This is a genomic window from Sphingopyxis sp. LC363 (assembly GCF_000756385.1).
GTDB lineage: Bacteria > Pseudomonadota > Alphaproteobacteria > Sphingomonadales > Sphingomonadaceae > Sphingopyxis.
In genome coordinates this window covers 37,534-59,247 of sequence record NZ_JNFC01000015.1, presented here as the reverse complement: position 1 = coordinate 59,247, position 21,714 = coordinate 37,534, and the positions used below count along the sequence as shown (strand labels likewise).

The following is a 21,714-nucleotide window of genomic DNA, read 5'->3' as shown; positions in this document are numbered from 1 at the left end:
ACGATCCACCCACCAAGGAGAGCTGACATCCGCTGTTCTGGTGCGAACCTGCGGCAAGGATTGCTCCCGCGCGTGCGCAATCCCAAGATTTTAGGTGGCTAATTCAGAATTAACATGCCGGGTCGCGGCGGAATCGCGACGGGATGAGCCTATTCGGCTTCGGTGCTGAGCCCGAGCTCGGGGATGCCGATCGAGCGCCGCCCGCCGAAATCGGCGCGCACGACGATCACCCCCTGCTTTTCCATATAGTCGACGAGGCGGCGGATGCGTCCGGGCGAGCGGCTGCCATAGGCGCGGCCGAGAATCTCGTCGTCGGGACAGGGCTCGCCGTCCATCGCGGCGCGCGCGATCTGGAGGAAGGGCGCGAACATGTCGTGCGGTAGCCGGTCGGCGACGATCAGCGCCTCGCGCCAGCGCGGCTCGGCAGGATCGAACACACCCCCCTTGGCTAGCGCGAAGCGGCGGCGGAAGGCGGCGAGGTCGAGCGGCACCTTCTTCAATTTCTGCATCCGGCAGCGCACCGAAAAATCCTGATAGAGGAAGGCTTCGGGCTGGAAGGCGCAATCGGGGTCGGAGAGCATCTCCTGCAACGTCTCGACCACCACCGCGTCGCTCTGCTCGGCCTCCGCGGCCGCCTCGACGATGTCGAGCACCGGCGGCGCGTCGGCGTCCTCGTGCAACGCTTCGCTCGCGGCGATGCGTTCCAGCACCTCGCTTGCTGCAACGGGCTCGGGTTCGGGCGCGAAGACGCGCGGCTGGGCCGGCGCCTCCATCTCGGTGAAGAGCATCGAGCGCATATCCTCGCCGCCCGCTTGCGGAAGCGGCATTAGCCCGTGCGTCCCCATGCGTGTCGAGGTCTGAGTCGATCCGATCCGCACAGCGATCGGCCGCCGCGAGATCGCGGGACCGAGCCCGAGGAAATGCCCGCGTTCGAGGTCGCGGATCGTCTCGGCCTGCCGCCGCTCCATGCCGAGCAGGTCAGCGGCGCGCGCCATGTCGATGTCAAGAAAGGTGCGCCCCATCAGGAAATTGCTCGCTTCGGCGGCGACATTCTTGGCGAGCTTCGCCAGCCGCTGCGTCGCGATCGCCCCCGCCAGACCGCGCTTGCGCCCGCGGCACATCAAATTGGTCATCGCGCCGAGGCTCGCGCGGCGGACATTGTCGGCGACGTCGCCCGCGACGCTCGGCGCGAACATCTGCGCCTCGTCGACCACGACGAGCGCCGGAAACCAATGCTCGCGCGGCGCATCGAACAGCGCATTCAGGAACGCCGCGGCGCAGGTCATCTGCGCCTCGATATCGAGCGACTCGAGGCTGAGGATGATCGACGCGCGATGCTCGCGGATGCGCGCGCCCATCGCCGCAATCTCGCGTTCATTATAGTCGCCGCCGTTGATCACGACATGGGCATAGGCATCGGCGAGCGTCACGAAATCGCCCTCGGGATCGATCACGATCTGCTGCACCAGCGCGGCGCTTTCCTCGAGGATGCGGCGCAGCAGGTGCGACTTGCCCGACCCCGAATTGCCCTGGACGAGCAGGCGCGTCGCGAGCAGTTCCTGCACGTCGATGCGCACGCCCTGCCCCGCACTGTCGGTCCCGATGTCGATGCTGGTCTTCACGCTGGCCGCCCTATCGGGGCGCTTGGGCAAAGACAACCGCGCGAGGTTCGGACCGGCGGATTTTGCCGCGCGATCTTGCCAAGCCGCGCGAAGGCGCCAAAAAGGGCGGCATGGATTTCGACGACCAGCTCCGCCACTATTTCGGCACCGCCGACATCGCGGCGATCCGCCCCGAGGCGCACGCCGCGGGCACCGAACGCATGCGCGTCGACTTCGGCCTCGAAACCAACCCCGGCCGCCGCTTCGCGCTGTGGGCGCTGATGTACATGCTCGGCGTCGCCCCCGACCTCGACGTCGCGTTCAAGGACGAGGGCGAGCGCAACACGGCGCGCGACTTCATGGACATGGTCGACCGGACGGGCGGAGATGAAGGCGGCTGACGACCGTAGTCGCCCGGCTTTTGCCGCTACCCGCAGGACTTCACGCGAAATTATCGCTGTCCTACAAAATCCGGCCGCATTAGCCTCGCTCCATGACCCGTGCGCGCCCTTCTCGACCTCGACCGGCGAGGTCCTCGCGCGCGAGGGGTGTCAACTTCGTCTACTTCCGCACCGCCATCGTCACCAAACCTCGACGCCCCGTTAACCATAGTGCAACCCCCGTCACTGTAATTTCACAAAGCCGACCGCTTTTCCCTTGCGGTGGGGCGGCGGCATCGCCACGTTATGTTCCTAAGGGGGCCGTCCTCTCCCCGGCCTGGTCCCCGCAAGGAGATGAATGACCATGCCGTCCTTTTCGGAAAGCCTCGAAAAGACCCTCCATAACGCGCTGAAAGCCGCTTCGGAGCGCCATCACGAATATGCGACGCTCGAGCATCTGCTCTACGCGCTGATCGACGACGATCATGCCGCCGAAGTGATGCGTGCGTGCGGCGTCGCGCTCGACGACCTGCAATCGGCGGTCGTCCACTATCTCGACACCGAACTCGATAGCCTGAAGGTCGAGGGACACAGCGACCCGTCGCCAACGTCGGGCTTCCAGCGCGTCGTCCAGCGCGCGATCCTCCACGTTCAGTCTTCGGGCAAGGACGAGGTGACGGGCGCCAACGTCCTCGTCGCGCTCTTCTCCGAACGCGAATCCTACGCCGTCTATTTCCTGCAGCAGCAGGATCTGACGCGCCTCGATGCCGTCTCCTATTTGAGCCACGGCGTCGGCAAGGGCGGCAAACCCTCGCCGCAGGCCGAACCCGAGGAAAAGGAAGAGACGAAGGACAAGGACAGCAGCGGCAAGAACAAGAAGGAAACCGCGCTCGACCAGTTCACCGTCAACCTCAACGAAAAGGCAAAGACCGGCAAGGTCGATCCGTTGATCGGCCGCAACGCCGAGGTCGACCGCACGATCCAGATCCTCTGCCGCCGCAGCAAGAACAACCCGCTCTATGTCGGCGATCCGGGCGTCGGCAAGACCGCGATCGCCGAAGGCCTCGCGCGCAAGATCATCGAGGGCGACGTGCCCGAGGTGTTACTGCCCGCGGTGATCTATTCGCTCGACATGGGCGCGCTGCTCGCGGGCACGCGCTATCGCGGCGATTTCGAGGAGCGGCTGAAACAGGTCGTCACCGAGCTCGAAGGCCTGCCGCACGCGATCCTGTTCATCGACGAGATCCACACCGTGATCGGTGCCGGCGCGACGAGCGGCGGCGCGATGGATGCGTCGAACCTCCTGAAGCCCGCGCTGTCGGGCGGCGTCATCCGCTGCATCGGCTCGACGACGTACAAGGAGTTCCGCAACCATTTCGAAAAGGACCGCGCGCTGCTCCGCCGCTTCCAGAAGATCGACGTGGTCGAACCGACGCTCGAGGACACCAAGAAAATCCTCGCAGGGCTCCGCAGCGCGTTCGAGGCGCACCACCAGGTGCGCTACACGCCCGATGCGATCAACGCTGCGGTCGACCTGTCGGCGCGCTACATCAACGACCGCAAATTGCCCGACAAGGCGATCGACGTGATCGACGAGGTCGGCGCGATGCAGATGCTCGTCGCCCCGTCGAAGCGCAAGAAGACGATCACCGCGAAGGAGATCGAGGCCGTGATCGCGACGATGGCACGCATCCCGCCCAAGTCGGTGTCAACCGACGACAAGGCGACGCTCGCCAGCCTCGAAACCGACCTCAAGCGCGTGGTGTTCGGTCAGAATACCGCGATCGAAGTGCTGTCGTCGGCGATCAAATTGAGCCGCGCGGGCCTGCGCGATCCCGAGAAGCCGATCGGCAACTATCTCTTCTCGGGTCCCACGGGCGTCGGCAAGACCGAGGTCGCGAAGCAGCTCGCGTCGATCATGGGCATCCCGCTCCAGCGTTTCGACATGTCCGAATATATGGAGCGGCACAGCGTGTCGCGCCTGATCGGCGCGCCTCCGGGCTATGTCGGTTACGATCAGGGCGGGCTGCTCACCGATGCGATCGACCAGAACCCGCATTGCGTGCTGCTGCTCGACGAGATCGAAAAGGCGCATCCCGACCTGTTCAACATCCTGCTTCAGGTGATGGACAACGGCCGCCTGACCGACCACCATGGCAAGACCGTCGACTTCCGCAACGTCATCCTGATCATGACGACCAACGCGGGCGCCAGCGACATGGCGCGCGAGTCGATCGGTTTCGGCCAGTCGACGCGCGAGGATGTGCAGGAAGAGGCGGTGAAGCGCATGTTCCCCCCCGAATTCCGCAACCGCCTCGATGCGATCGTGCCCTTCGGCTATCTGCCGCCCGAGGTCGTCGCGCGCGTCGTCGACAAGTTCATCCTCGAGCTTGAGTTGCAGCTTGCCGACCGCAACGTCCACATCCAGCTCGACGATGCGGCGCGCGAATGGCTGACCGGCAAGGGCTATGACAAGCTCTATGGCGCGCGTCCGATGGGCCGCCTGATCCAGGAAAAGATCAAGCAGCCGCTCGCCGAGGAATTGCTCTTCGGCAAGCTCGTCCACGGCGGCGAGGTCAAGGTGAAGATGAAGACCGGCGAGGACGCCCATGTCGGCAACCCGCTGACCTTCGAAATCCCCCCCGCCGCGCCGAAGGCCGCGAAGGGCAAGGCGAAGGGCAAGGCCGAGAAGGCGGCGGAGTAAAGCCAAATAGCTCCCCTCCCGCTTGCGGGAGGGGCAGCGAGACTTGCGAGCTTGCTCGCTAGTCGCAGCGGGGAGGGTTGTAACGCCACAACCCCTCCCCAAACCCCTCCCGCAAGCGGGAGGGGCTTACTGCCCTCGCAATTCGGCGCCGCATCGCCTATATCATCCCCATGTACGACTATGTCACCGTAACCGCCGACGAAACATCGGCCCCCGCCCGCGTCCGCGACGGCACGATCAAGCTGCACGACGAGGCGGGCTTTGCCGGCATGCGCAAGGCGGGGCGGCTGTCGGCCGAAATCCTCGACGCGCTCGTTCCCTTCGTCCAGCCCGGCGTGACCACGGCGGAGATCGACAACCTCGTCCGCACGATGATGCTCGATGGCGGGGGCATTCCGGCGACACTCGGCTACCGCGGTTTCACGCATAGCTGCTGCACCAGCATCAACCATGTCGTGTGCCACGGCATTCCCGACGACAAGCCGGTGCGCGAGGGCGACATCGTCAACATCGACGTCACGAGCATCGTCGACGGCTGGCACGGCGATACCAGCCGCATGTATCTGGTCGGCGACGTGGGCGTAAAGGCGAAGCGCCTCGTCGAAGTCACCTATGAATGCCTGATGCTCGGGATCGAGCAGGCGAAGCCCGGCAACCGTATGGGCGACGTCGCGCACGCGATCCAGACGCACGCCGAAAAGCACCGCTATTCGGTCGTCCGCGATTTCTGCGGCCACGGCCTCGGCCAGATGTTCCACGACGCGCCGGAGGTCGTCCATGCCGGCCGCCCCGGCACGGGACCCGAACTTCGCCCCGGCATGTTCTTCACGATCGAGCCGATGATCAACACCGGCAAATATGCGGTGAAGATGCTCGCCGACGGCTGGACCGCGGTGACCCGCGACCGCTCGCTTTCGGCGCAGTTCGAGCACAGCATCGGCATCACCGAGAGCGGCTGCGAGATTTTCACTGCCAGCCCCAAGGGCCTGAACGCGCCGCCTTGGCAATAAGCGGCGCAACGATTCCAGTTTCGTCATCCCGGACTTGATCCGGGATCCATGACTCAACGCAGCACTCGCCTTCGTGGACCCCGGATCAAGTCCGGGATGACGAGTGTCGGTATGCCCCCTCTCCTATCCCCCATTTTCCCGCTTGCGCCCATGCGCCTTCGCGCGCACTCTTGACGTTAACGTCAACGATAGGCGTCGAACGGGAGAGCAAGTTATGGCGAAACGGGTCCTTTCGGCCGCGCTGCTGGGCTGCGCGGCTTTGGCATTGGCGGCGTGCAACGCATCGAAGAATGACAGCATCTCGGGCGGCGGATCGCTCGACGAGGCGGAAAAGGCCAGCGAGACCCTGCTCAAGACCGGCGGCAACGGCGACGACTGGGGCGCGATCGGCTTCAGCTACGACGAACAGCGCTTCAGCCCGCTGAAAGATATTGACGCGTCGAACGTCGGGCAGCTCGGCATCGCCTGGACCGCCGACCTCGACGATGCGCGCGGGCAGGAGGCGACCCCGGTGGTCGTCGACGGCGTGATGTATGTGAGCCACGCCTGGTCGAAGGTCAGCGCCTGGGACGCCGCGACGGGCAAACCCCTATGGAAATTCGATCCCAAGGTCCCGGGTGAGCGCGCGGTCCATGCCTGCTGCGACGTCGTCAACCGCGGCGTCGCCGTCTGGGGCGACAAGCTGTTCGTCGGCGCGCTCGACGGCCGGCTGATCGCTCTCGACAGGAAGACGGGCAAGGAAATCTGGTCGACGCAGACCTTTGACACCTCGAAACCTTACACCATCACCGGCGCGCCGCGCGTCGTGAAGGACATGGTGCTGATCGGCAACGGCGGCGCCGAATTCGGCGTGCGCGGCTATGTCACCGCCTATGACGCCGACACCGGCAAGGAGCGCTGGCGCTTCTACACCGCGCCCAACCCGACGAAGGCCAGGGACGGCGCGGCCAGCGACGACATTTTCGCGAGCAAGGCCAACGCAACCTGGTCCGACAAGGGCGAATGGCAGACCTCGGGCGGCGGCGGCACTGTGTGGGACGCGATCGTCTACGACAAGGATCTCGACCAGATCTATCTCGGCGTCGGCAACGGCAACCCGTGGAACCACGGCACGCGCTCGAACGGCGAGGGCGACAACTGGTTCCTCTCGTCGGTCGTCGCGCTCGACGCCACGACAGGCAAGTACAAGTGGCATTATCAGGAAACGCCGGGCGAAACGTGGGACTATACCGCGACGCAGCCGATCATTCTCGCCGAGCAGGCGGTGGGCGGCAAGCCCACCAAGGTGCTGTACCATGCGCCGAAGAACGGCTTCTTCTTCACCATCGACCGCACGACCGGCAAGCTGATCGACGCCAAGCCGTTTGTCGACGGGATCAACTGGGCGGCGGGTTACGACATGGCCACCGGCCGCCCGATCGAAAATCCCGAGGCGCGCTTCTACAAGACCGGCAAGCCCTTCATCGCGATCCCGGGCGCGCTCGGCGCGCACAATTGGCACCCGATGAGCTACAATCCGGCGACGGGGCTCGTCTACATCCCCGCGCAGCAGATTCCGCAAGCCTATCTTCAGGACATGAACGAGCTCGACCGGCGCAAGGTCGTCGGCTTCAACGTCGGCACCTCGCTGACCGGAACGCTGCTGCCCGACGACAAGGCGGCGTTCCGCGCCGCGGTCGCGGCCACGACCGGCCGCCTCGTCGCCTTCGACCCGCGCACAGGCAAGGTCGCGTGGGGCGTCGACTATCCCGCGGCGTGGAACGGCGGCACGATGACGACCGCCGGCAACCTCGTTTTCCAGGGAACAAGTACCGGGCGCTTTCGCGCCTATGCCGCCGACACCGGCAAACAATTGCTCGACCTCGACATGCAGTCGGGGATCGTCAGCGCGCCTTCGACCTTCCGCGTCGGCGGCATCCAATATGTCGCGTTCCAGACGAGCAAGGGCGGCGCCTTTCCGCTCGTCGCCGGGGTTGCGGGCGGGGTGACGCGCAAGGTGCCCAATATCCCGCGCCTCATCGTGATGAAGATCGGCGGCACGGTAAAACTCCCCGCCCCGCCCGCCTCGGCGGCGCTCGCGTGGAACCCGCCGCCGCAGTTCGGCACGCCGGCTCAGGTCGCGGCGGGCAAGGCGCATTTCGGGCGCTATTGCATCGTGTGTCACGGCGACAGCGCGATCGGCAACGGCTTCACCCCCGACCTGCGCGTTTCGGGCACGCTCGCCAATGCCGACGCCTGGAAATCGGTCATCATCGACGGCGCGCTCAAGGACCGCGGCATGGTGAGCTTCGCCAAGGTGCTGAGCCCCGCCGATGCTGAGGCGCTGCGCGCCTATGTCATCGACCGCTCGAACTGGACCAAAGCCAACCTGCCCGACGCGTCGGCGCCGATGGGACGCTGATTGCCCAAATTATAGGCACCCGGATAACGCCGTTGCTCGCGCTTTGGGCAGCGGCCTCATTTCGTTTCGAAATTCTTACCAAATCCCCGCGATTCGCCAATTGGCACGGCTTTTGATTGGTGCAAGATGGCGGGACACCGCACCGACTCGACGGCGGACCGGACAGGCAGGCCTGATCCGGCTTGACGTGCGAAAGCGGCGACCAGCCCAAAGGGGGACGAGAAGCGTGAAGAAGATTGAGGCGATCATCAAGCCGTTCAAGCTCGACGAAGTGAAGGAAGCGCTGCACGAAGTGGGTGTCAGCGGGATCACCGTCACCGAAGCCAAGGGTTTCGGCCGGCAGAAGGGTCACACCGAACTCTATCGCGGCGCCGAATATGTCGTCGACTTTCTGCCCAAGGTGAAGCTCGAGGTCATCGTCGAGGATTCGATGGCGGAGCGCGTCGTGGAGGCAATCGCCGCCGCCGCGCAGACCGGCCGGATCGGCGACGGCAAGATCTTCGTCATCCCGGTCGAGACCGCGCTCCGCATCCGCACCGGCGAACGCAACGAGGATGCGCTTTAATCTCTCCACATTTTCGACAACCCGACAACCCGGCACGCCGGACCATTTCGCAAGAAGGAAGCTAAACGATGGCTACGAAGCCCAAGGATATCATCGCGCGGATCAAGGAAAACGACATCGAGTGGGTCGACCTGCGCTTCACCGACCCCAAGGGCAAGTGGCAGCATCTGACCATGGTTGCCTCGGTCCTCGGCGAGGACGAACTCGAAGACGGCCTGATGTTCGACGGCTCGTCGATCGAAGGCTGGAAGGCGATCAACGAGTCGGACATGATCCTGAAGCCCGACCTCGACGCCGTCTATGACGACCCCTTCTCGGCAACCCCGATGCTCGTGATGTTCTGCGACATCGTCGAGCCTTCGACCGGCGAAGGCTATGCCCGCGACCCGCGCACCACGGCAAAGCGCGCCGAAGCCTATGTCGCCTCGACCGGCATCGGCGACACCGTCTATGTCGGCCCCGAAGCCGAATTCTTCATGTTCGACGACGTGCGTTTCGAAACCGGCTACAACAAGTCGGGCTTCGAGATCGACGATATCGAACTGCCGACCAACACCGGCCGCAGCTATGAGGGCGGCAACCTCGCGCACCGTCCGCGCGCCAAGGGCGGCTATTTCCCCGTCGCCCCGGTCGACAGCGCGGTCGACATCCGCGGCGAGATGGTCTCGACGATGCTCGAAATGGGCCTGCCGTGCGACAAGCATCACCATGAGGTCGCCGCCGCGCAGCACGAACTCGGCCTGACCTTCGGCACGCTCACCGAAACCGCAGACCGCATGCAGATCTACAAATATGTCGTGCACCAGGTCGCACACGCCTATGGCAAGACCGCGACCTTCATGCCGAAGCCGATCAAGGACGACAACGGCAGCGGCATGCACACCCACATCTCGATCTGGGAAAAGGGTAAGCCGCTCTTCGCCGGCAACGGCTATGCGGGGCTTTCCGACATGTGCCTCTATTTCATCGGCGGCGTGATCAAGCACGCCAAGGCCTTGAACGCCTTCACCAACCCGACGACGAACAGCTACAAGCGCCTTGTCCCGGGCTTCGAAGCGCCGGTGCTGCTCGCTTACTCGAGCCGCAACCGTTCGGCCTCGTGCCGCATCCCTTACGGCGCGGGCGCCAAGGCGAAGCGCGTCGAATTCCGCTTCCCCGACGCGATGGCGAACCCCTATCTCTGCTATTCGGCGCTGCTGATGGCGGGGCTCGACGGCATCCAGAACAAGATCCACCCCGGCGACGCGATGGACAAGAATCTGTATGACCTGCCCCCCGAGGAACTGAGCGAAGTCCCGACCGTGTGCGGCTCGCTTCGCGAAGCGCTCGACAGCCTGATGGCCGACCACGACTTCCTCCTGAAGGGCGACGTGTTCAGCAAGGACCAGATCGAGGCCTATGTCGAGCTGAAGTGGGACGAGGTTTACCGCTTCGAACAGACGCCGAGCCCGGTCGAGTTCGATATGTACTACAGCGCCTGACCAACAGGGGGCTTTGTAGCGGGGCGTCCGGTTCGGGGGAACCGGGCGCCCCTTTGCTTATGCGCTTGCTCGCCGCGCCTTGCCCGCTTACCCCCGACGTAGTTGCGCGCGGCGACCAGCCCGGGCAAGCCTTTGCAAACGCGCAAAGAGGAGAGACAGTTGGTGAAGCGGCTCCATACGGCGGCAGCGATGCTCCTTCTGACGGCAGCGTGCGCCTACGCCAGCGATCGGGCGGAACCCGCGACCACTCCGGCGGGCTATCGCGAGGCGGCTTTGGAGCTCGACGCAGCGATCGCGGCAAAGGATGAAGCCGCGCTTGAGCGGCTGATCGCGGAGGATTTTCTCTGGGTCCGCGGTAGCGGCGCAAAGGGCGACAAAGCGGACTTCATCGGCGCGCTGACGGCGCCCGCCATTCGCATCGAACCCTTCCGTGCGAGCGAACCCCGCTGGATTATCTCAGGCAATAGCGCGCTGCTGGCCGCGACCAACGAGTTGCGCGGCACCGCCGATGGCGAACCCTTCGTCGATCGCCATCGCTTTGCCGATCACTGGCTGTGGCGCGACGGCGGCTGGCGGCTGGTCTACGCCCAAGTGACGCCACTGCCCGAAACCGCCGATCCGGATGGCGGCTAGAGCGTTATCTGGGACTACCGCACCATCATGCCGCGCTTGCCGACCGCGACGAAGCTGCCGCCGATCAGCGAAGCCGCCAGCACTGCGATAACGTCGATCGCCGAAAGCGACGCGTTCCAGCCGAGCGCGTCGAACGCCGCCCAGGGCAGAAGGATCGCGCAGGCGATCAAAAAGGCCCAGGAACCGCCCTCCAGCCCGAGTTGCCGGTCGAACTCGTCATAGACGCGGAGCCAGCGGAACGACGCCAAGCTCACCACCAGCAGGACCGCCAGCGCCGCGAGCGCGACGCCGGGCGCCACGGGACCGGCCGCGAAACCGGGCGACCGCGCGAGCGCGACCAGCATGAGCGTGACGCCCGCCCATCCCATATAGAGCGCCGAGCGCAGCAGCTTGGCCCGGTCGTCGACCAGTTCCTCGGCGTCGCCGACGTTGAGCAGCCGCGCCCCGGCGCGCGGCGCGGCGAGGCCGAAACCGATCATCGCAGTGGTCAGCAGATAGACCAGTCCAACACCCGCCAACGCCACGCGCGAAGGCTGCATGGCGACGAGCGGCCCCTCGCCCGCGAGCCACATCAGCAGCGAAAAGCTGCTCGCGCCGAACGCCATGCCGGCGAGCGCGCTGAATGCCGTCTTTTTCCACCGCCGTGTCCGGTCGTCGATCGTCGAATGGCTCATTTTTCATCCTCCGGAATCCAGTGATGGATAAACAGTTCGCGCACTTCGAGCCCGAACAGGTGGGCCATGCGCAGCGCGAGCGGCAGGCTGGGGTCATATTTGTCGGTTTCGACCGCGTTGATCGTCTGTCGCGACACGCCGAGCCGGCGGGCCAGTTCGCCCTGGCTCCATCCCGCACCTTCGCGATGTTCGCGCACCCGATTTTCCAAAGGCCATCCCTTCACCTGTCAAGAGCTCTTTACAGGCTTCGCGTCAAACTGTCAAACACTCTTTACACCCATCCTCCGCCGCGCCGCGATTACGCTTTGGTAAGCCGGCGCGGTTAAAAGGCGGACGAGATCGAGGGGGATGTTCGATGATGCGTATCGTGATTCTGGCGGCCGCGACCCTGCTCGCCGCCGGCTGCGACAAGATGATCGAACTGGTGAACCAGACGCGCACCGTCGCCGCACCACGCGAGGAAGTGTTCGCCAAGATGTTCGGCGACGACGGCGCCTTCGCCGGCCTGCCGCTCGTCACCAACGGCGGATCGACGCGGCTCTACGAACTTGTCGCCGAAAAGGGCGAGCCCGGGTTCGAAAAGCTGATCCCCGACGAACGGCCCGAAGCGTACAAAGTCAAGGTCGCCGTCGCGATGGAAATCCCGCGAGAGGCGCATCTGATCTACAGCGTCGATGACGGCGCACTCACGACAGGGCTGAAATTCACTTTCGAGGAACTGGCGCCCGATCGCACGCGGGTCGCATTCACCATCGACGAACTGACCGGCGGCGGCGCGAAAGGTCTTCAGGTCAACCGGTCCGCGCTGAAACGGATCGCGCGCGACGCGCTCGGCAAGCTCGACGATTTCGAGGAGATCGACGAGGCCGCCTGACGCATTTCTCCGATCCGTCGGCCAAGACCCGAGCTTGCGCGCTGCGCCGGCAAGTGTCACCCTTCCCTGACGTTGATCACGAAATGGGGTTCTGGATCATGCGGATGCGCGTCCTTTTACTCTCCTCGCTGATTCTGACCGGTTGCGGCGGAGGTGGAAGCGATGGCGGGACGGCACCCGCCGCAAACACGTCTCCAGCATTCACTTCGCTCCAGACCACCAGCGTCGCCGAAAACAGCACGGCCGCCTATCAGGCAACGGCGACCGATCCAGACGGCGATGCGCTAACCTTCGCCATCGACGGCGGCGCCGACGCGGCGCGCTTTTCGGTCACCGCCGCCGGCGCGCTCCGCTTCAACGCAGCTCCCGATTATGATCTTCCGGGCGATGCCGACGGCGACAATGTCTATGCGGTCCGGCTCAGCGTCAGCGACGGCAGAGCGGATGTCAGCCAGACGATCAATGTCACGTTGACCAATTCGAAGGAAGGCATATCCGTCCAGCGCGTCGGCACCGGCTTTAATCAGCCGACCTTCCTTCTCGGCATTCCGGGCAGCGGCGACGTCTATGTGCTGGAAAAGGCCGGGGGCGTTTATCGCCTGACCCCTTCGACCGGCGCGAAGACGCTGCTCTTCACGATCGGCGACCTGTCGACCGACGGCGAACGCGGGCTGCTCGGCATGGCGCTGCTGCCCAACCCGGCGAATTCGGATCGCTTCATGATCTATTGCACCAATGCCTCCGGTGACATCGAGATTCGCGAATATGGAACACTCTCCGGATCGCCCCGTGTGTTGGCGAGGCTTGCGATACCGCATCCCGGGGCGAACAACCATAATGGCGGCGCGATGGCCTTTGGCCCCGACGGCTTGCTCTATGTCGGGGTGGGCGATGGCGGGGGCTCGGGTGATCCGGGTAATAACGCCCAGAATCCCGATTCGCGGCTCGGCAAGATATTGCGGATCCGGGTGGTCGAAGACCCCTATGCGGGTGCATCGGTTCCCAGCGATGAGGGTTTCCTGGCGCCCGCCCCTGGCAATCCCTATCTGGCCGGCGGCGGCGACCGCTATGTCTACGCGACCGGCTTGCGCAATCCGTTCCGTTTTTCCTTCTCGGGATCGACCCTGATCATAGGTGACGTCGGCCAGGGTGCGGTCGAAGAAATCGATATGGTGACGACCACCCAGCCGGGCCTCAATTTCGGCTGGCGTTTCAGGGAAGGCACCCGGCCCTATACCGGCACGCCGCCCGGCGGCCTGATCGATCCGGTCGCCGAATATGGTCACGGCGACGGTCCGCGGCAGGGCAATTCGGTCACCGGCGGCTATGTCTACCGCGGCCCGGTGACCTCGCTCCAGGGTCAATATGTCTTCGCCGACTTCGTCTCGGACAATATCTGGACGGTCCCATTTTCCAGCCTTGTCCCTGGCCAGACGCTCGCCTCATCGCGTTTCGCGCGGCGCAACGAGGATTTCGCGCCCAACGCGGGGACACTGAACTCGATCGCCTCCTTCGGCGAGGACAGCGCCGGCAATCTGTTCCTCGTCAGCCTTGGCGGCGATATTTTCATGGTGCGCCAGGGAACCTGAGCGCGGCGGCGCGGCTTTTTCGAGCGGGGGACTAACCCGCAAAGGAGCCATCATGGCCGCCCCCCTCACCGCCACCGCAATCAATTGCTCGCTCTCAAGCCGCGGGCGGAAAAGCTCGACCGACGCGATGCTCGCGGTGCTCGCCGAACATTTCGCCGCGCATGAGGTGACGGTCGCGGACCCGATCCGAATCGCCGCGCACAACATCAAATGGGGCGTCACATCGGACGAGGGCGAAGGCGACGACTGGCCGAAGATTCGTGAGCGCATCCTCGCCGCCGACATATTGATCTTTGGCACCCCGATCTGGATGGGACAGGCATCGAGCGTCGCCAAGCTCGTGATGGAACGGATGGACGCCTTCCTCTCCGAAACCGACGCCAAGGGGCGGATGCCCAGCTATTCCAAAGTCGCGGTCGCCGCGATCGTCGGCAACGAGGATGGCGCGCATAATGTTGCGTCGCAAATCTTTCAGGCGCTGAACGATGTCGGCTGGACGATCCCCGCAGTCGCCGCCTGTTACTGGGTCGGCGAGGCGATGGGTTCGGTGGACTTCAAGGATTTGAAGGAAGCGCCGAAGAAGGTGACCGAGACCGCCGGGATGGTCGCGGCGAACGCCGCACATCTCGCGCGGTTGCTGAAGGATGCGCCCTATCCGGGCTGACGAGGTTGCGCGAAGGCTTCAAGCGAGGCACAAACTGACCGTCGCCCCCGCGAAGGCGGGGGCCGCTAGAGAGGTAGCGCAGGGTTGCCGGCGGCCCCCGCCTTCACGGGGGCGACGTTTGGATCATCCGGAGTCCCCATGAAATCATTGCCCTTTGCCGCTCTCATCGCCCTCCAGCTCGCCCTTGCCCCCACAGCGCAGGCGAAGCTGAGCAAAGCCGAGAGCGCGATGGTGCAGACGGTGGAGGCCGAACAGGGTCGCAGCCTCGCGCTGCTCGAAAAACTGGTCAACCAGAACAGCGGCTCGCTCAACCTCGAAGGGGTTGAAAAGGTCGGTGCGATGATGCGCGCCGAACTCGAACCCTTGGGTTTCAAGGTCGAATGGAAGCCGATGCGCAAGACCGGCCGCGCCGGCCACCTGATCGCGACGCACGCCGGCAAGCCCGACGCCAAGCGCCTGCTCCTCATCGCGCATCTCGACACGGTGTTCGAGCCCGACTCGCCGTTCCAGCGCTTCGAACGCATGGGCGACAAAGCGAAGGGGCCGGGAGTCAGCGACGACAAGGGCGGGATGGTCGTCGTCGTCGCGGCGCTGCGCGCGATGCACAAGGCGGGGACGCTGAAGGGCGCCAATATCGAATTTCACATGACCGGCGACGAGGAAGATACGGGGCATCCGCAAGCGGTCGCGCGTGCCGACCTGATCGCCGCGGGCAAGCGCGTCGACGTCGCGCTGGGGTTCGAAGGCCTGGTCCGCGATGGCGGCGCCGACATGAGTTCGATCGCGCGGCGCTCGTCGGAAAGCTGGCAGGTCACCGCGACCGGCAAGACGGGGCACAGCTCGGGCATTTTCAGCGCCGATGCCGGCGACGGCGCGATCTATGAGCTCGCGCGCATCATCCACCGCTTTCGCACCGAGCTGCCCGAACCGAACCTGACTTTCAACGTCGGACTGATCGCGGGCGGCGAGCAGGTGTCGCTCGACGAAGGCAAGATTCGCGCGAGCGCGAACGGCAAGACCAATATCATCGCTGCGACCGCGATCGCGCGCGGCGACCTGCGCACGCTGTCGGCCGAACAGGCGGCGCGCGTGAAGGACAAGATGGCGGCGATCGTCGCCGATCATGCCCCCGGCACCGGCGCCACCCTCGCTTTCGACCCCGGCGGCTATCCGGCAATGGCGCCGACCGACGGCAACCGCGCGCTGCTGACGCGGCTCAACGCCGTCAACCGCGACCTCGGTCTCGCCGAAATGGCCGCGCTCGATCCCTTGAAGCGCGGCGCCGCCGACATCAGCTTCGTCGCGCCGCACGTCGACAGCCTCGCGGGACTCGGCGCCTATTCGACGGGCGATCACGGCCCCGAGGAGACGGTCGACATCCCCAGCATCAGCCGTCAGGCGACGCGCGCCGCCATATTGATGTCGCGGCTCGCTGCGGAAAAACGCTGACCCGCCAGATTTGGCAGTTGGCCTTGCTTGATTCATCCGCCACAGTGATTAGGTAGCAATCCGAGACGGAATTGACCGCCGATGGGAGAAGAATGATGAGCACCGAAACGCACCTCAAACAAAATTACATCGGCGGCCGCTGGGTCGACAGCAAGGGTGGCAAGCTTCACGACGTGATCAACCCCGCGACCGAGGAAGCGGCGTCGACCGTCGTGCTCGGTACCGCCGCCGACGTCGACGATGCCGTCGCCGCGGCGAAGGAGGCCTTCAAGAGCTTCTCGCAGACGACGCGCGAAGAACGGGTCGACCTGCTGAACCGCATCGTCGAGGAATATAAGAAGCGCGCGCCCGATCTCGCCAAGTCGATGGCCTCCGAAATGGGCGCCCCGGTCAGCTTCGCGGGCACCGCGCAGGTCGGCGCCGGCATCGGCGGCTTCCTCGGCACGATCGCCGCGCTCAAGGATTTCAGCTTCACCGAAAAATATGCCGCGGGCATGATCGCGTATGAGCCGATCGGCGTCGTCGGCATGATCACGCCGTGGAACTGGCCGCTCAACCAGATCGCGCTCAAGGTCGCCCCGGCACTTGCCGCGGGCAACACGATGATCCTCAAGCCCTCCGAAGAATGCCCCGGCAACGCGGTGATCTTCGCCGAGATTCTCGACGCCGCGGGCGTCCCCGCCGGCGTGTTCAACCTCGTGCAGGGCGACGGCCCGACGGTCGGCAACGCGATCAGCGCGCACCCCGGCATCGAGATGGTGAGCTTCACCGGATCGACCCGCGCCGGGATCCTCGTCGCCAAGGCGGCGGCCGACACCGTCAAGCGCGTCCATCAGGAGCTCGGCGGCAAGTCGCCGAACATCGTCCTGCCCGACGCCGATTTCGCCGCGGTGCTGCCCCCGACGGTGCAGGGCGTGCTCGTCAACACCGGCCAGAGCTGCATCGCGCCGACGCGCATCCTCGTCCAGAAGGAGCGCGAGGCCGAAGCCGTTGGCGTGATCAAGGCGATGTTCGACGGCACACAGGTCGGCGATCCACAGGCCGAGGGCGGCCATATCGGCCCCGTCGTCAACAAGGCGCAGTTCGACAAGATCCAGGGCCTGATCCAGTCGGCGATCGATGAAGGCGCGACGCTCGAGACCGGCGGCACCGGCCTGCCCTCGAACGTCAACCGCGGCTATTATATCAAGCCGACCGTCTTCTCGGGCGTCACCCCCGACATGCGCATCGCGAAGGAAGAGGTGTTCGGCCCCGTCGCGACGATCATGGCCTATGACACGCTCGAACAGGCGGTCGATATCGCCAACGACACCGAATATGGCCTGTCGGCCGTCGTTTCGGGCGACCCGGCCAAGGCCGCCGAGATCGCGCCGAAGCTGCGCGCCGGCATGGTCGCGGTCAACGCATGGGGCCCCGGCCCGGGCGCGGCGTTCGGCGGCTACAAGGCGTCGGGCAACGGCCGCGAAGGCGGCGTGTTCGGGCTGAAGGATTTTATGGAAGTGAAATCGATCAGCGGCATTCCTGCGTAAATCGATTCCTGCCTGCGGCGAAGCCGTGGGGAGGGGAACCGCCCGCGGAGCGGGTGGTGGAGGGGCCGCGCCCAAGCCCCTCCGTCAGCCGCTACGCGACTGCCACCTCGCCATCGCTTCGCGACAGGGAGGATCAAAGGCCCCTCCCTTGCAGGGAGGGGTTTTTCTTTGCGCACCGGAAAGCTACACGCGCTGGCATGACCACCCATTCGCCGCTCGCCCCCGCCACCTTCCCCGCGCTCCCCGACATCGCCGGGGTCACGCGCCGCGTCGCGCGCGCGCGCTACAAAGATTGGGACCGCTGCGATCTCACCTTCGTCGAGCTCGCGCCCGGCACTACCGTCGCAGGCGTCTTCACGCGCAATGTCTGCTGCTCGTCCGAAGTCGAACTCGGCCGCGAACAGGTAAAGGGCGGATCGGGCCGCGCGCTCATCGTCAACGCGGGCAACAGCAATGCCTTCACCGGCTATCGCGGGCGCGAGGCGGTCGAGCAGATCATGGAACAGGTCGCCGGCCACCTCGGCTGCGCGCCAAGCGAAGTCTTCGTCAGCTCGACCGGCGTGATCGGCGTTCCCTTGCCCAAGGACAAGGCGCGCGCCGGCGTCGACGCCGCGCTCACCGCCGAGCCCTGCTCGTGGGAAGCCGCCGCCGAGACGATCGGCACCACCGACACCTTTGCCAAGGGCGCCGCCGCGAGCGCGATCGTCGGCGGCACGACCGTCCACGTCGCAGGCATCGTCAAAGGCTCGGGCATGATCGCGCCCGACATGGCGACGATGCTCGGCTATATCTTCACTAACGCCGCGGTCGCGCCCGCGCTGTTGCAGGAGATGCTGAACGAAGCGACCGGCGGCAGCTTCAACAGCATCACCGTCGACAGCGACACCTCGACCAGCGACACGGTGCTGCTCTTCGCAACGGGGCAAGCCGGAAACGCCCTGCTCTCCACGCGCGACGATCCCGGCGCCGACGCCCTCTACGCCGCGATCCGCGAAGTCGCACTCGACCTCGCGCATCAGGTGGTGCGCGACGGCGAGGGCGCGTCGAAATTCATCGAAATCCAGGTCACCGGTGCGACCAGCGACGACAGTGCGAAGCGCGTCGCGCTCGCCATCGCCAACTCGCCGCTGGTGAAAACCGCGATTGCGGGCGAGGACGCGAACTGGGGCCGCGTCGTCATGGCGGTGGGCAAAGCGGGCGAACCCGCCGACCGCGACCGCCTCGCGATCCGCTTCGGCGATCATTGGGTCGCAAAGGACGGGCTGCCGGTGGATGGTTACGACGAAGCGCCCGTCGCGGCGCATCTCAAAGGGCAGGACATCCGCATCGGCGCCGACCTCGGGCTCGGCGAAGGCCGCGCGACCGTCTGGACCTGCGACCTCACTCACGGATACATCAGCATCAACGCCGATTACCGTAGCTGACGCCGCGCGATCGTCAGTCCGCGAGCGCGGTCCACTTCGCATCGCCTGACGCATTCGCGACCACCGCTTCGACGAAGGCCATCGTCCGCAACCCGTCGGCGATGCCGGGAAACCAGCCGGCCGCGCCGCGCGGCGGCGGCGTCGCGTCGCCCGCGCGCAGCGCGCGGCCGAAGCTGCGATAGAGGTTAGCGAACGCCTCGATATAGCCTTCGGGATGCCCCGCCGGGGTGCGCAGCCGCGCCATCGCCGAGGGATCGAGCCCCGGCCCGCCGGCGCGGATCACTTCGGCCGGGCGGTCGAGCCAGCGCAACGTCAGGCTGTTCGGCTCCATCTGCGACCATTCGAGCCCACCTTCCTCGCCATGGATACGCAGGCGCAGGCCATTCTCGTCGCCCGCGGCGACTTGGCTCGCCTTCAACACGCCGCGCGCGCCGCCTTCGAAACGCAGCAGCGCCGCCACATCGTCGTCGAGGCGGCGGCCCGCAACATGCGTGGTCAGTTCGGCGCTCAGCGATTCGACCGCAAGCCCCGAGACATGCTCGGCAAGCTGAAAGGCGTGCGTCCCGATATCGCCGAGACAGCCACCGAGCCCGGCCCGCGCCGGATCGGTCCGCCATTCGGCCTGCTTGTTGCCGTCCGCGTCGATCGGCCGGCTGAGCCAGCCTTGCGAATATTCGGCCTGCACCAGCCGGATCTTGCCGAAATCGCCGCGCGCAACGCGCACGCGCGCCTCTTCGATCAGCGGATAGCCGCTATAGGTGAAGGTCAGCCCGTAGAGCTTGCCGCTGCGCGCGACCGCCGCGGCGATCGCCTGCGCTTCGGCCAGATTCAACGCCATCGGCTTTTCGGACAGGACGTGAAAACCCGCGTCGAGCGCCGTGATCGCCATCGGGGCGTGGAGATGATTCGGCGTGACGATCGCGAGCGCTTCCATCCGCTCGCCTGCGGGAAGCGCCGCTTCCGCGGCAAGCAAAGCGTCGAAGGTCGCATAGCCGCGACCGGGATCGAGTCCCAGCGCTTCGGCGCTCCGCCGGTTGCGGGCCGCGTCGGCGCTGAACGCACCGCATACCAATTCATATTCGCTATCGAGCGCGGCGGCCATACGGTGCACCGCACCGATGAAAGCGCCCTCGCCACCACCCACCATGCCATAGCGAATTTTCGACCGACCGTTCATCGCATTCCCTCTGCCAGAATTCATAAAATTGTTTGCATTATTCGTTTTTAAACGGTTACATCATCGCACCGGCTGTTGCCAGACGGGAGAGGATAATGAAATTTCTGTTCGCCCTGCCGTTCGCGGGTGTCATATTTACTGCATTTATGCTTGCGCCGTTTCCCGCGGCCTATGCCGGCCCGACAGGTGCCGGTGCGCAGGCGTTCGCCGCGTGCAAGGCCTGCCATACGCTCGAAGCGGGCGGCAAAAGCGTGATGGGCCCCAATCTGCACGGCCTGATGGGCCGGACGGCGGGCTCGGTCGCCGGGTTCAATTACAGCCCGGCGCTCAAGGCCTCGAAAATTCGCTGGGATGAAAAATCGCTCGACGAATATCTCGCCGCGCCGACCAAGAAGGTGCCCGGCACGCGCATGGTCGTCAAAGTGACCGATCCGGCGCGCCGCGCGGCACTGATCGCCTATCTCAAAGCCGAAACCAAGTGACCGGGAAGGCAGGCGCATGAAGGGTCCGGCTGTATTCCTCGCGCAGTTCATGGGCGACGCGGCGCCGTTCGACACATTGCCCTCGGCGGCGCGCTGGATGGCGGATGCGGGCTATGTCGGCATCCAGATTCCGACCTGGGACAGCCGCTGCATCGATCTCGTCCAAGCCGCCGAGAGTCAGGATTATTGCGACGAGCTTGCCGGTACCTGCCGCGAGGCGGGGGTCGAGATCACCGAGCTGTCGACGCATCTGCAGGGCCAGTTGGTCGCGGTGCACCCCGCTTACGACGCGCAATTCGATGCCTTCGCGCCCGATGCGCTGAAGGGCAAGCCAGCCGAGCGGCAGAAATGGGCGGTCGAGCAGCTTCATCTTGCCGCCAAAGCGAGCCGGCGGCTCGGTCTTAATGCCCACGCGACTTTTTCGGGCGCGCTCGCCTGGCCCTATCTCTACCCTTGGCCGCAGCGCCCCGCGGGACTGGTCGAAGAAGCCTTCGCCGAACTCGCGAAACGCTGGCGGCCGATCCTCGACGCCTTCGATGCAGAGGGCGTCGACCTCGCTTATGAGATTCATCCCGGCGAAGACCTTCACGACGGCGTCACCTTCGAACGCTTCCTCGCCGGCGTCGATAATCACCCGCGCGCCAACATCCTCTACGATCCCAGCCATTATGTGCTGCAGGCGCTCGATTACCTCCAGTTCATCGACATTTATCACGAGCGGATCCGGATGTTTCACGTCAAGGACGCGGAACTCAATCCAACCGGGCGCTCGGGGGTCTATGGCGGCTTTCAGGACTGGGTCGATCGCCCCGGGCGCTTCCGCTCACTGGGCGACGGACAGGTCGATTTCAGCGGGATTTTTTCGAAGCTCACGCAGTACGGCTATTCCGGCTGGGCGGTGCTCGAATGGGAATGCTGCCTGAAACATCCCGAGGACGGCGCGCGCGAAGGCGCGCCCTTCATCGCCGCGCATATGATCCGCAAGGCCGACAAGGCGTTCGACGATTTCGCGGGCGGCAGCGATCCGGCGCTCAACCGCGCGATGCTGGGGCTCGACTGAAAAGATAATCGACAAAA

At 65.4% G+C, this 21,714-nt stretch carries 19 protein-coding genes; 15 read left to right on the top strand and 4 right to left on the bottom strand.

All coding sequences use genetic code 11. The annotated features are described in order from the left end of the window. Positions 1–149 precede the first annotated feature (149 nt). Positions 150–1,622: an ATP-binding protein gene (locus tag FG95_RS07580; protein WP_037555039.1), complete on the bottom strand. Its 1,473-nt coding sequence runs from the start codon at positions 1,620–1,622 to the stop codon at positions 150–152. A gap of 110 nt (positions 1,623–1,732) precedes the next feature. On the opposite strand from FG95_RS07580, the gene FG95_RS07575 reads away from it, so the two are divergent. The 7 genes from FG95_RS07575 to FG95_RS07545 all read left to right on the top strand — a co-directional run bounded on the left by FG95_RS07575 (position 1,733) and on the right by FG95_RS07545 (position 10,775). Continuing rightward, positions 1,733–2,002 (top strand): hypothetical protein, encoded by a 270-nt coding sequence (locus tag FG95_RS07575; RefSeq protein WP_037555061.1) that lies wholly within the window; start codon positions 1,733–1,735, stop codon positions 2,000–2,002. A gap of 343 nt (positions 2,003–2,345) precedes the next feature. Beyond that, a complete protein-coding gene (clpA, locus tag FG95_RS07570; protein WP_037555060.1) occupies positions 2,346–4,685 on the top strand; it encodes an ATP-dependent Clp protease ATP-binding subunit ClpA in 2,340 nt (779 codons plus the stop codon). Between the two features lie 170 nt (positions 4,686–4,855). Continuing rightward, the gene (gene map / locus FG95_RS07565) at positions 4,856–5,695 is read left to right on the top strand and encodes a type I methionyl aminopeptidase (protein WP_037555038.1); all 840 of its coding nucleotides are present in this window, start codon (positions 4,856–4,858) and stop codon (positions 5,693–5,695) included. 214 nt (positions 5,696–5,909) lie between these two features. Next, entirely contained in the window at positions 5,910–8,096 is a 2,187-nt protein-coding gene (locus tag FG95_RS07560; RefSeq protein ID WP_037555037.1) for a PQQ-dependent dehydrogenase, methanol/ethanol family, read from the top strand. Positions 8,097–8,322: 226 nt separating this feature from the next. Then, positions 8,323–8,661, top strand: coding sequence for a P-II family nitrogen regulator (locus FG95_RS07555; RefSeq protein WP_037518110.1), 339 nt, complete (start codon positions 8,323–8,325; stop codon positions 8,659–8,661). Positions 8,662–8,729: 68 nt separating this feature from the next. After that, positions 8,730–10,142: a type I glutamate--ammonia ligase gene (gene glnA, locus FG95_RS07550; protein WP_037555036.1), complete on the top strand. Its 1,413-nt coding sequence runs from the start codon at positions 8,730–8,732 to the stop codon at positions 10,140–10,142. Between the two features lie 102 nt (positions 10,143–10,244). Further along, positions 10,245–10,775: a nuclear transport factor 2 family protein gene (locus FG95_RS07545; protein WP_235211491.1), complete on the top strand. Its 531-nt coding sequence runs from the start codon at positions 10,245–10,247 to the stop codon at positions 10,773–10,775. Positions 10,776–10,789: 14 nt separating this feature from the next. Here the strand turns inward: FG95_RS07545 and FG95_RS07540 are convergent, their stop codons facing one another. Continuing rightward, positions 10,790–11,449, bottom strand: coding sequence for a hypothetical protein (locus tag FG95_RS07540; RefSeq protein WP_037555035.1), 660 nt, complete (start codon positions 11,447–11,449; stop codon positions 10,790–10,792). Continuing rightward, entirely contained in the window at positions 11,446–11,658 is a 213-nt protein-coding gene (locus FG95_RS07535) for a helix-turn-helix transcriptional regulator (RefSeq protein ID WP_037555034.1), read from the bottom strand. Before FG95_RS07535 ends, FG95_RS07540 begins: the two co-directional genes overlap by 4 nt. A gap of 146 nt (positions 11,659–11,804) precedes the next feature. Between FG95_RS07535 and FG95_RS07530 the strand changes: the two genes are divergently transcribed. The 6 genes from FG95_RS07530 (at position 11,805) to argJ (ending at position 18,978) form a co-directional block, all read left to right on the top strand. Further along, positions 11,805–12,323, top strand: coding sequence for an SRPBCC family protein (locus FG95_RS07530; protein WP_037555033.1), 519 nt, complete (start codon positions 11,805–11,807; stop codon positions 12,321–12,323). Between the two features lie 104 nt (positions 12,324–12,427). Beyond that, positions 12,428–13,912, top strand: coding sequence for a PQQ-dependent sugar dehydrogenase (locus FG95_RS07525; protein WP_161786540.1), 1,485 nt, complete (start codon positions 12,428–12,430; stop codon positions 13,910–13,912). 52 nt (positions 13,913–13,964) lie between these two features. Continuing rightward, positions 13,965–14,576 (top strand): flavodoxin family protein, encoded by a 612-nt coding sequence (locus FG95_RS07520; RefSeq protein WP_037555032.1) that lies wholly within the window; start codon positions 13,965–13,967, stop codon positions 14,574–14,576. A gap of 138 nt (positions 14,577–14,714) precedes the next feature. Further along, on the top strand, positions 14,715–16,025 hold the full coding sequence (locus tag FG95_RS07515; protein WP_037555030.1) for a M20/M25/M40 family metallo-hydrolase: 1,311 nt from the start codon (positions 14,715–14,717) through the stop codon (positions 16,023–16,025). A 95-nt stretch (positions 16,026–16,120) separates the two neighbouring features. Further along, positions 16,121–17,554: an aldehyde dehydrogenase family protein gene (locus tag FG95_RS07510; protein WP_037555056.1), complete on the top strand. Its 1,434-nt coding sequence runs from the start codon at positions 16,121–16,123 to the stop codon at positions 17,552–17,554. A 197-nt stretch (positions 17,555–17,751) separates the two neighbouring features. After that, positions 17,752–18,978, top strand: coding sequence for a bifunctional glutamate N-acetyltransferase/amino-acid acetyltransferase ArgJ (gene argJ, locus FG95_RS07505; RefSeq protein ID WP_037555028.1), 1,227 nt, complete (start codon positions 17,752–17,754; stop codon positions 18,976–18,978). Positions 18,979–18,991: 13 nt separating this feature from the next. Here argJ and FG95_RS07500 read toward each other — a convergent pair whose 3' ends face one another. After that, positions 18,992–20,155 (bottom strand): Gfo/Idh/MocA family protein, encoded by a 1,164-nt coding sequence (locus FG95_RS07500; protein WP_037555027.1) that lies wholly within the window; start codon positions 20,153–20,155, stop codon positions 18,992–18,994. Positions 20,156–20,301: 146 nt separating this feature from the next. Between FG95_RS07500 and FG95_RS07495 the strand changes: the two genes are divergently transcribed. Beyond that, entirely contained in the window at positions 20,302–20,637 is a 336-nt protein-coding gene (locus FG95_RS07495) for a c-type cytochrome (RefSeq protein WP_052182193.1), read from the top strand. A 16-nt stretch (positions 20,638–20,653) separates the two neighbouring features. Then, positions 20,654–21,697 (top strand): sugar phosphate isomerase/epimerase family protein, encoded by a 1,044-nt coding sequence (locus FG95_RS07490; protein WP_037555025.1) that lies wholly within the window; start codon positions 20,654–20,656, stop codon positions 21,695–21,697. Positions 21,698–21,714 lie beyond the last annotated feature (17 nt).

Bases quoted from the DNA above. Each gene is read 5' to 3' on its own strand.
- FG95_RS07525 (WP_161786540.1), top strand. From the start codon at position 12,428: ATGCGCGTCCTTTTACTCTCCTCGCTGATTCTGACCGGTTGCGGCGGA.
- map (WP_037555038.1), top strand. From the start codon at position 4,856: ATGTACGACTATGTCACCGTAACCGCCGACGAAACATCGGCCCCCGCC.
- FG95_RS07515 (WP_037555030.1), top strand. From the start codon at position 14,715: ATGAAATCATTGCCCTTTGCCGCTCTCATCGCCCTCCAGCTCGCCCTT.
- argJ (WP_037555028.1), top strand. From the start codon at position 17,752: ATGACCACCCATTCGCCGCTCGCCCCCGCCACCTTCCCCGCGCTCCCC.
- FG95_RS07495 (WP_052182193.1), top strand. From the start codon at position 20,302: ATGCTTGCGCCGTTTCCCGCGGCCTATGCCGGCCCGACAGGTGCCGGT.
- glnA (WP_037555036.1), top strand. From the start codon at position 8,730: ATGGCTACGAAGCCCAAGGATATCATCGCGCGGATCAAGGAAAACGAC.
- FG95_RS07490 (WP_037555025.1), top strand. From the start codon at position 20,654: ATGAAGGGTCCGGCTGTATTCCTCGCGCAGTTCATGGGCGACGCGGCG.
- FG95_RS07560 (WP_037555037.1), top strand. From the start codon at position 5,910: ATGGCGAAACGGGTCCTTTCGGCCGCGCTGCTGGGCTGCGCGGCTTTG.
- FG95_RS07500 (WP_037555027.1), bottom strand. From the start codon at position 20,155: ATGAACGGTCGGTCGAAAATTCGCTATGGCATGGTGGGTGGTGGCGAG.
- FG95_RS07575 (WP_037555061.1), top strand. From the start codon at position 1,733: ATGGATTTCGACGACCAGCTCCGCCACTATTTCGGCACCGCCGACATC.
- FG95_RS07530 (WP_037555033.1), top strand. From the start codon at position 11,805: ATGATGCGTATCGTGATTCTGGCGGCCGCGACCCTGCTCGCCGCCGGC.
- FG95_RS07520 (WP_037555032.1), top strand. From the start codon at position 13,965: ATGGCCGCCCCCCTCACCGCCACCGCAATCAATTGCTCGCTCTCAAGC.
- FG95_RS07540 (WP_037555035.1), bottom strand. From the start codon at position 11,449: ATGAGCCATTCGACGATCGACGACCGGACACGGCGGTGGAAAAAGACG.
- FG95_RS07510 (WP_037555056.1), top strand. From the start codon at position 16,121: ATGAGCACCGAAACGCACCTCAAACAAAATTACATCGGCGGCCGCTGG.
- clpA (WP_037555060.1), top strand. From the start codon at position 2,346: ATGCCGTCCTTTTCGGAAAGCCTCGAAAAGACCCTCCATAACGCGCTG.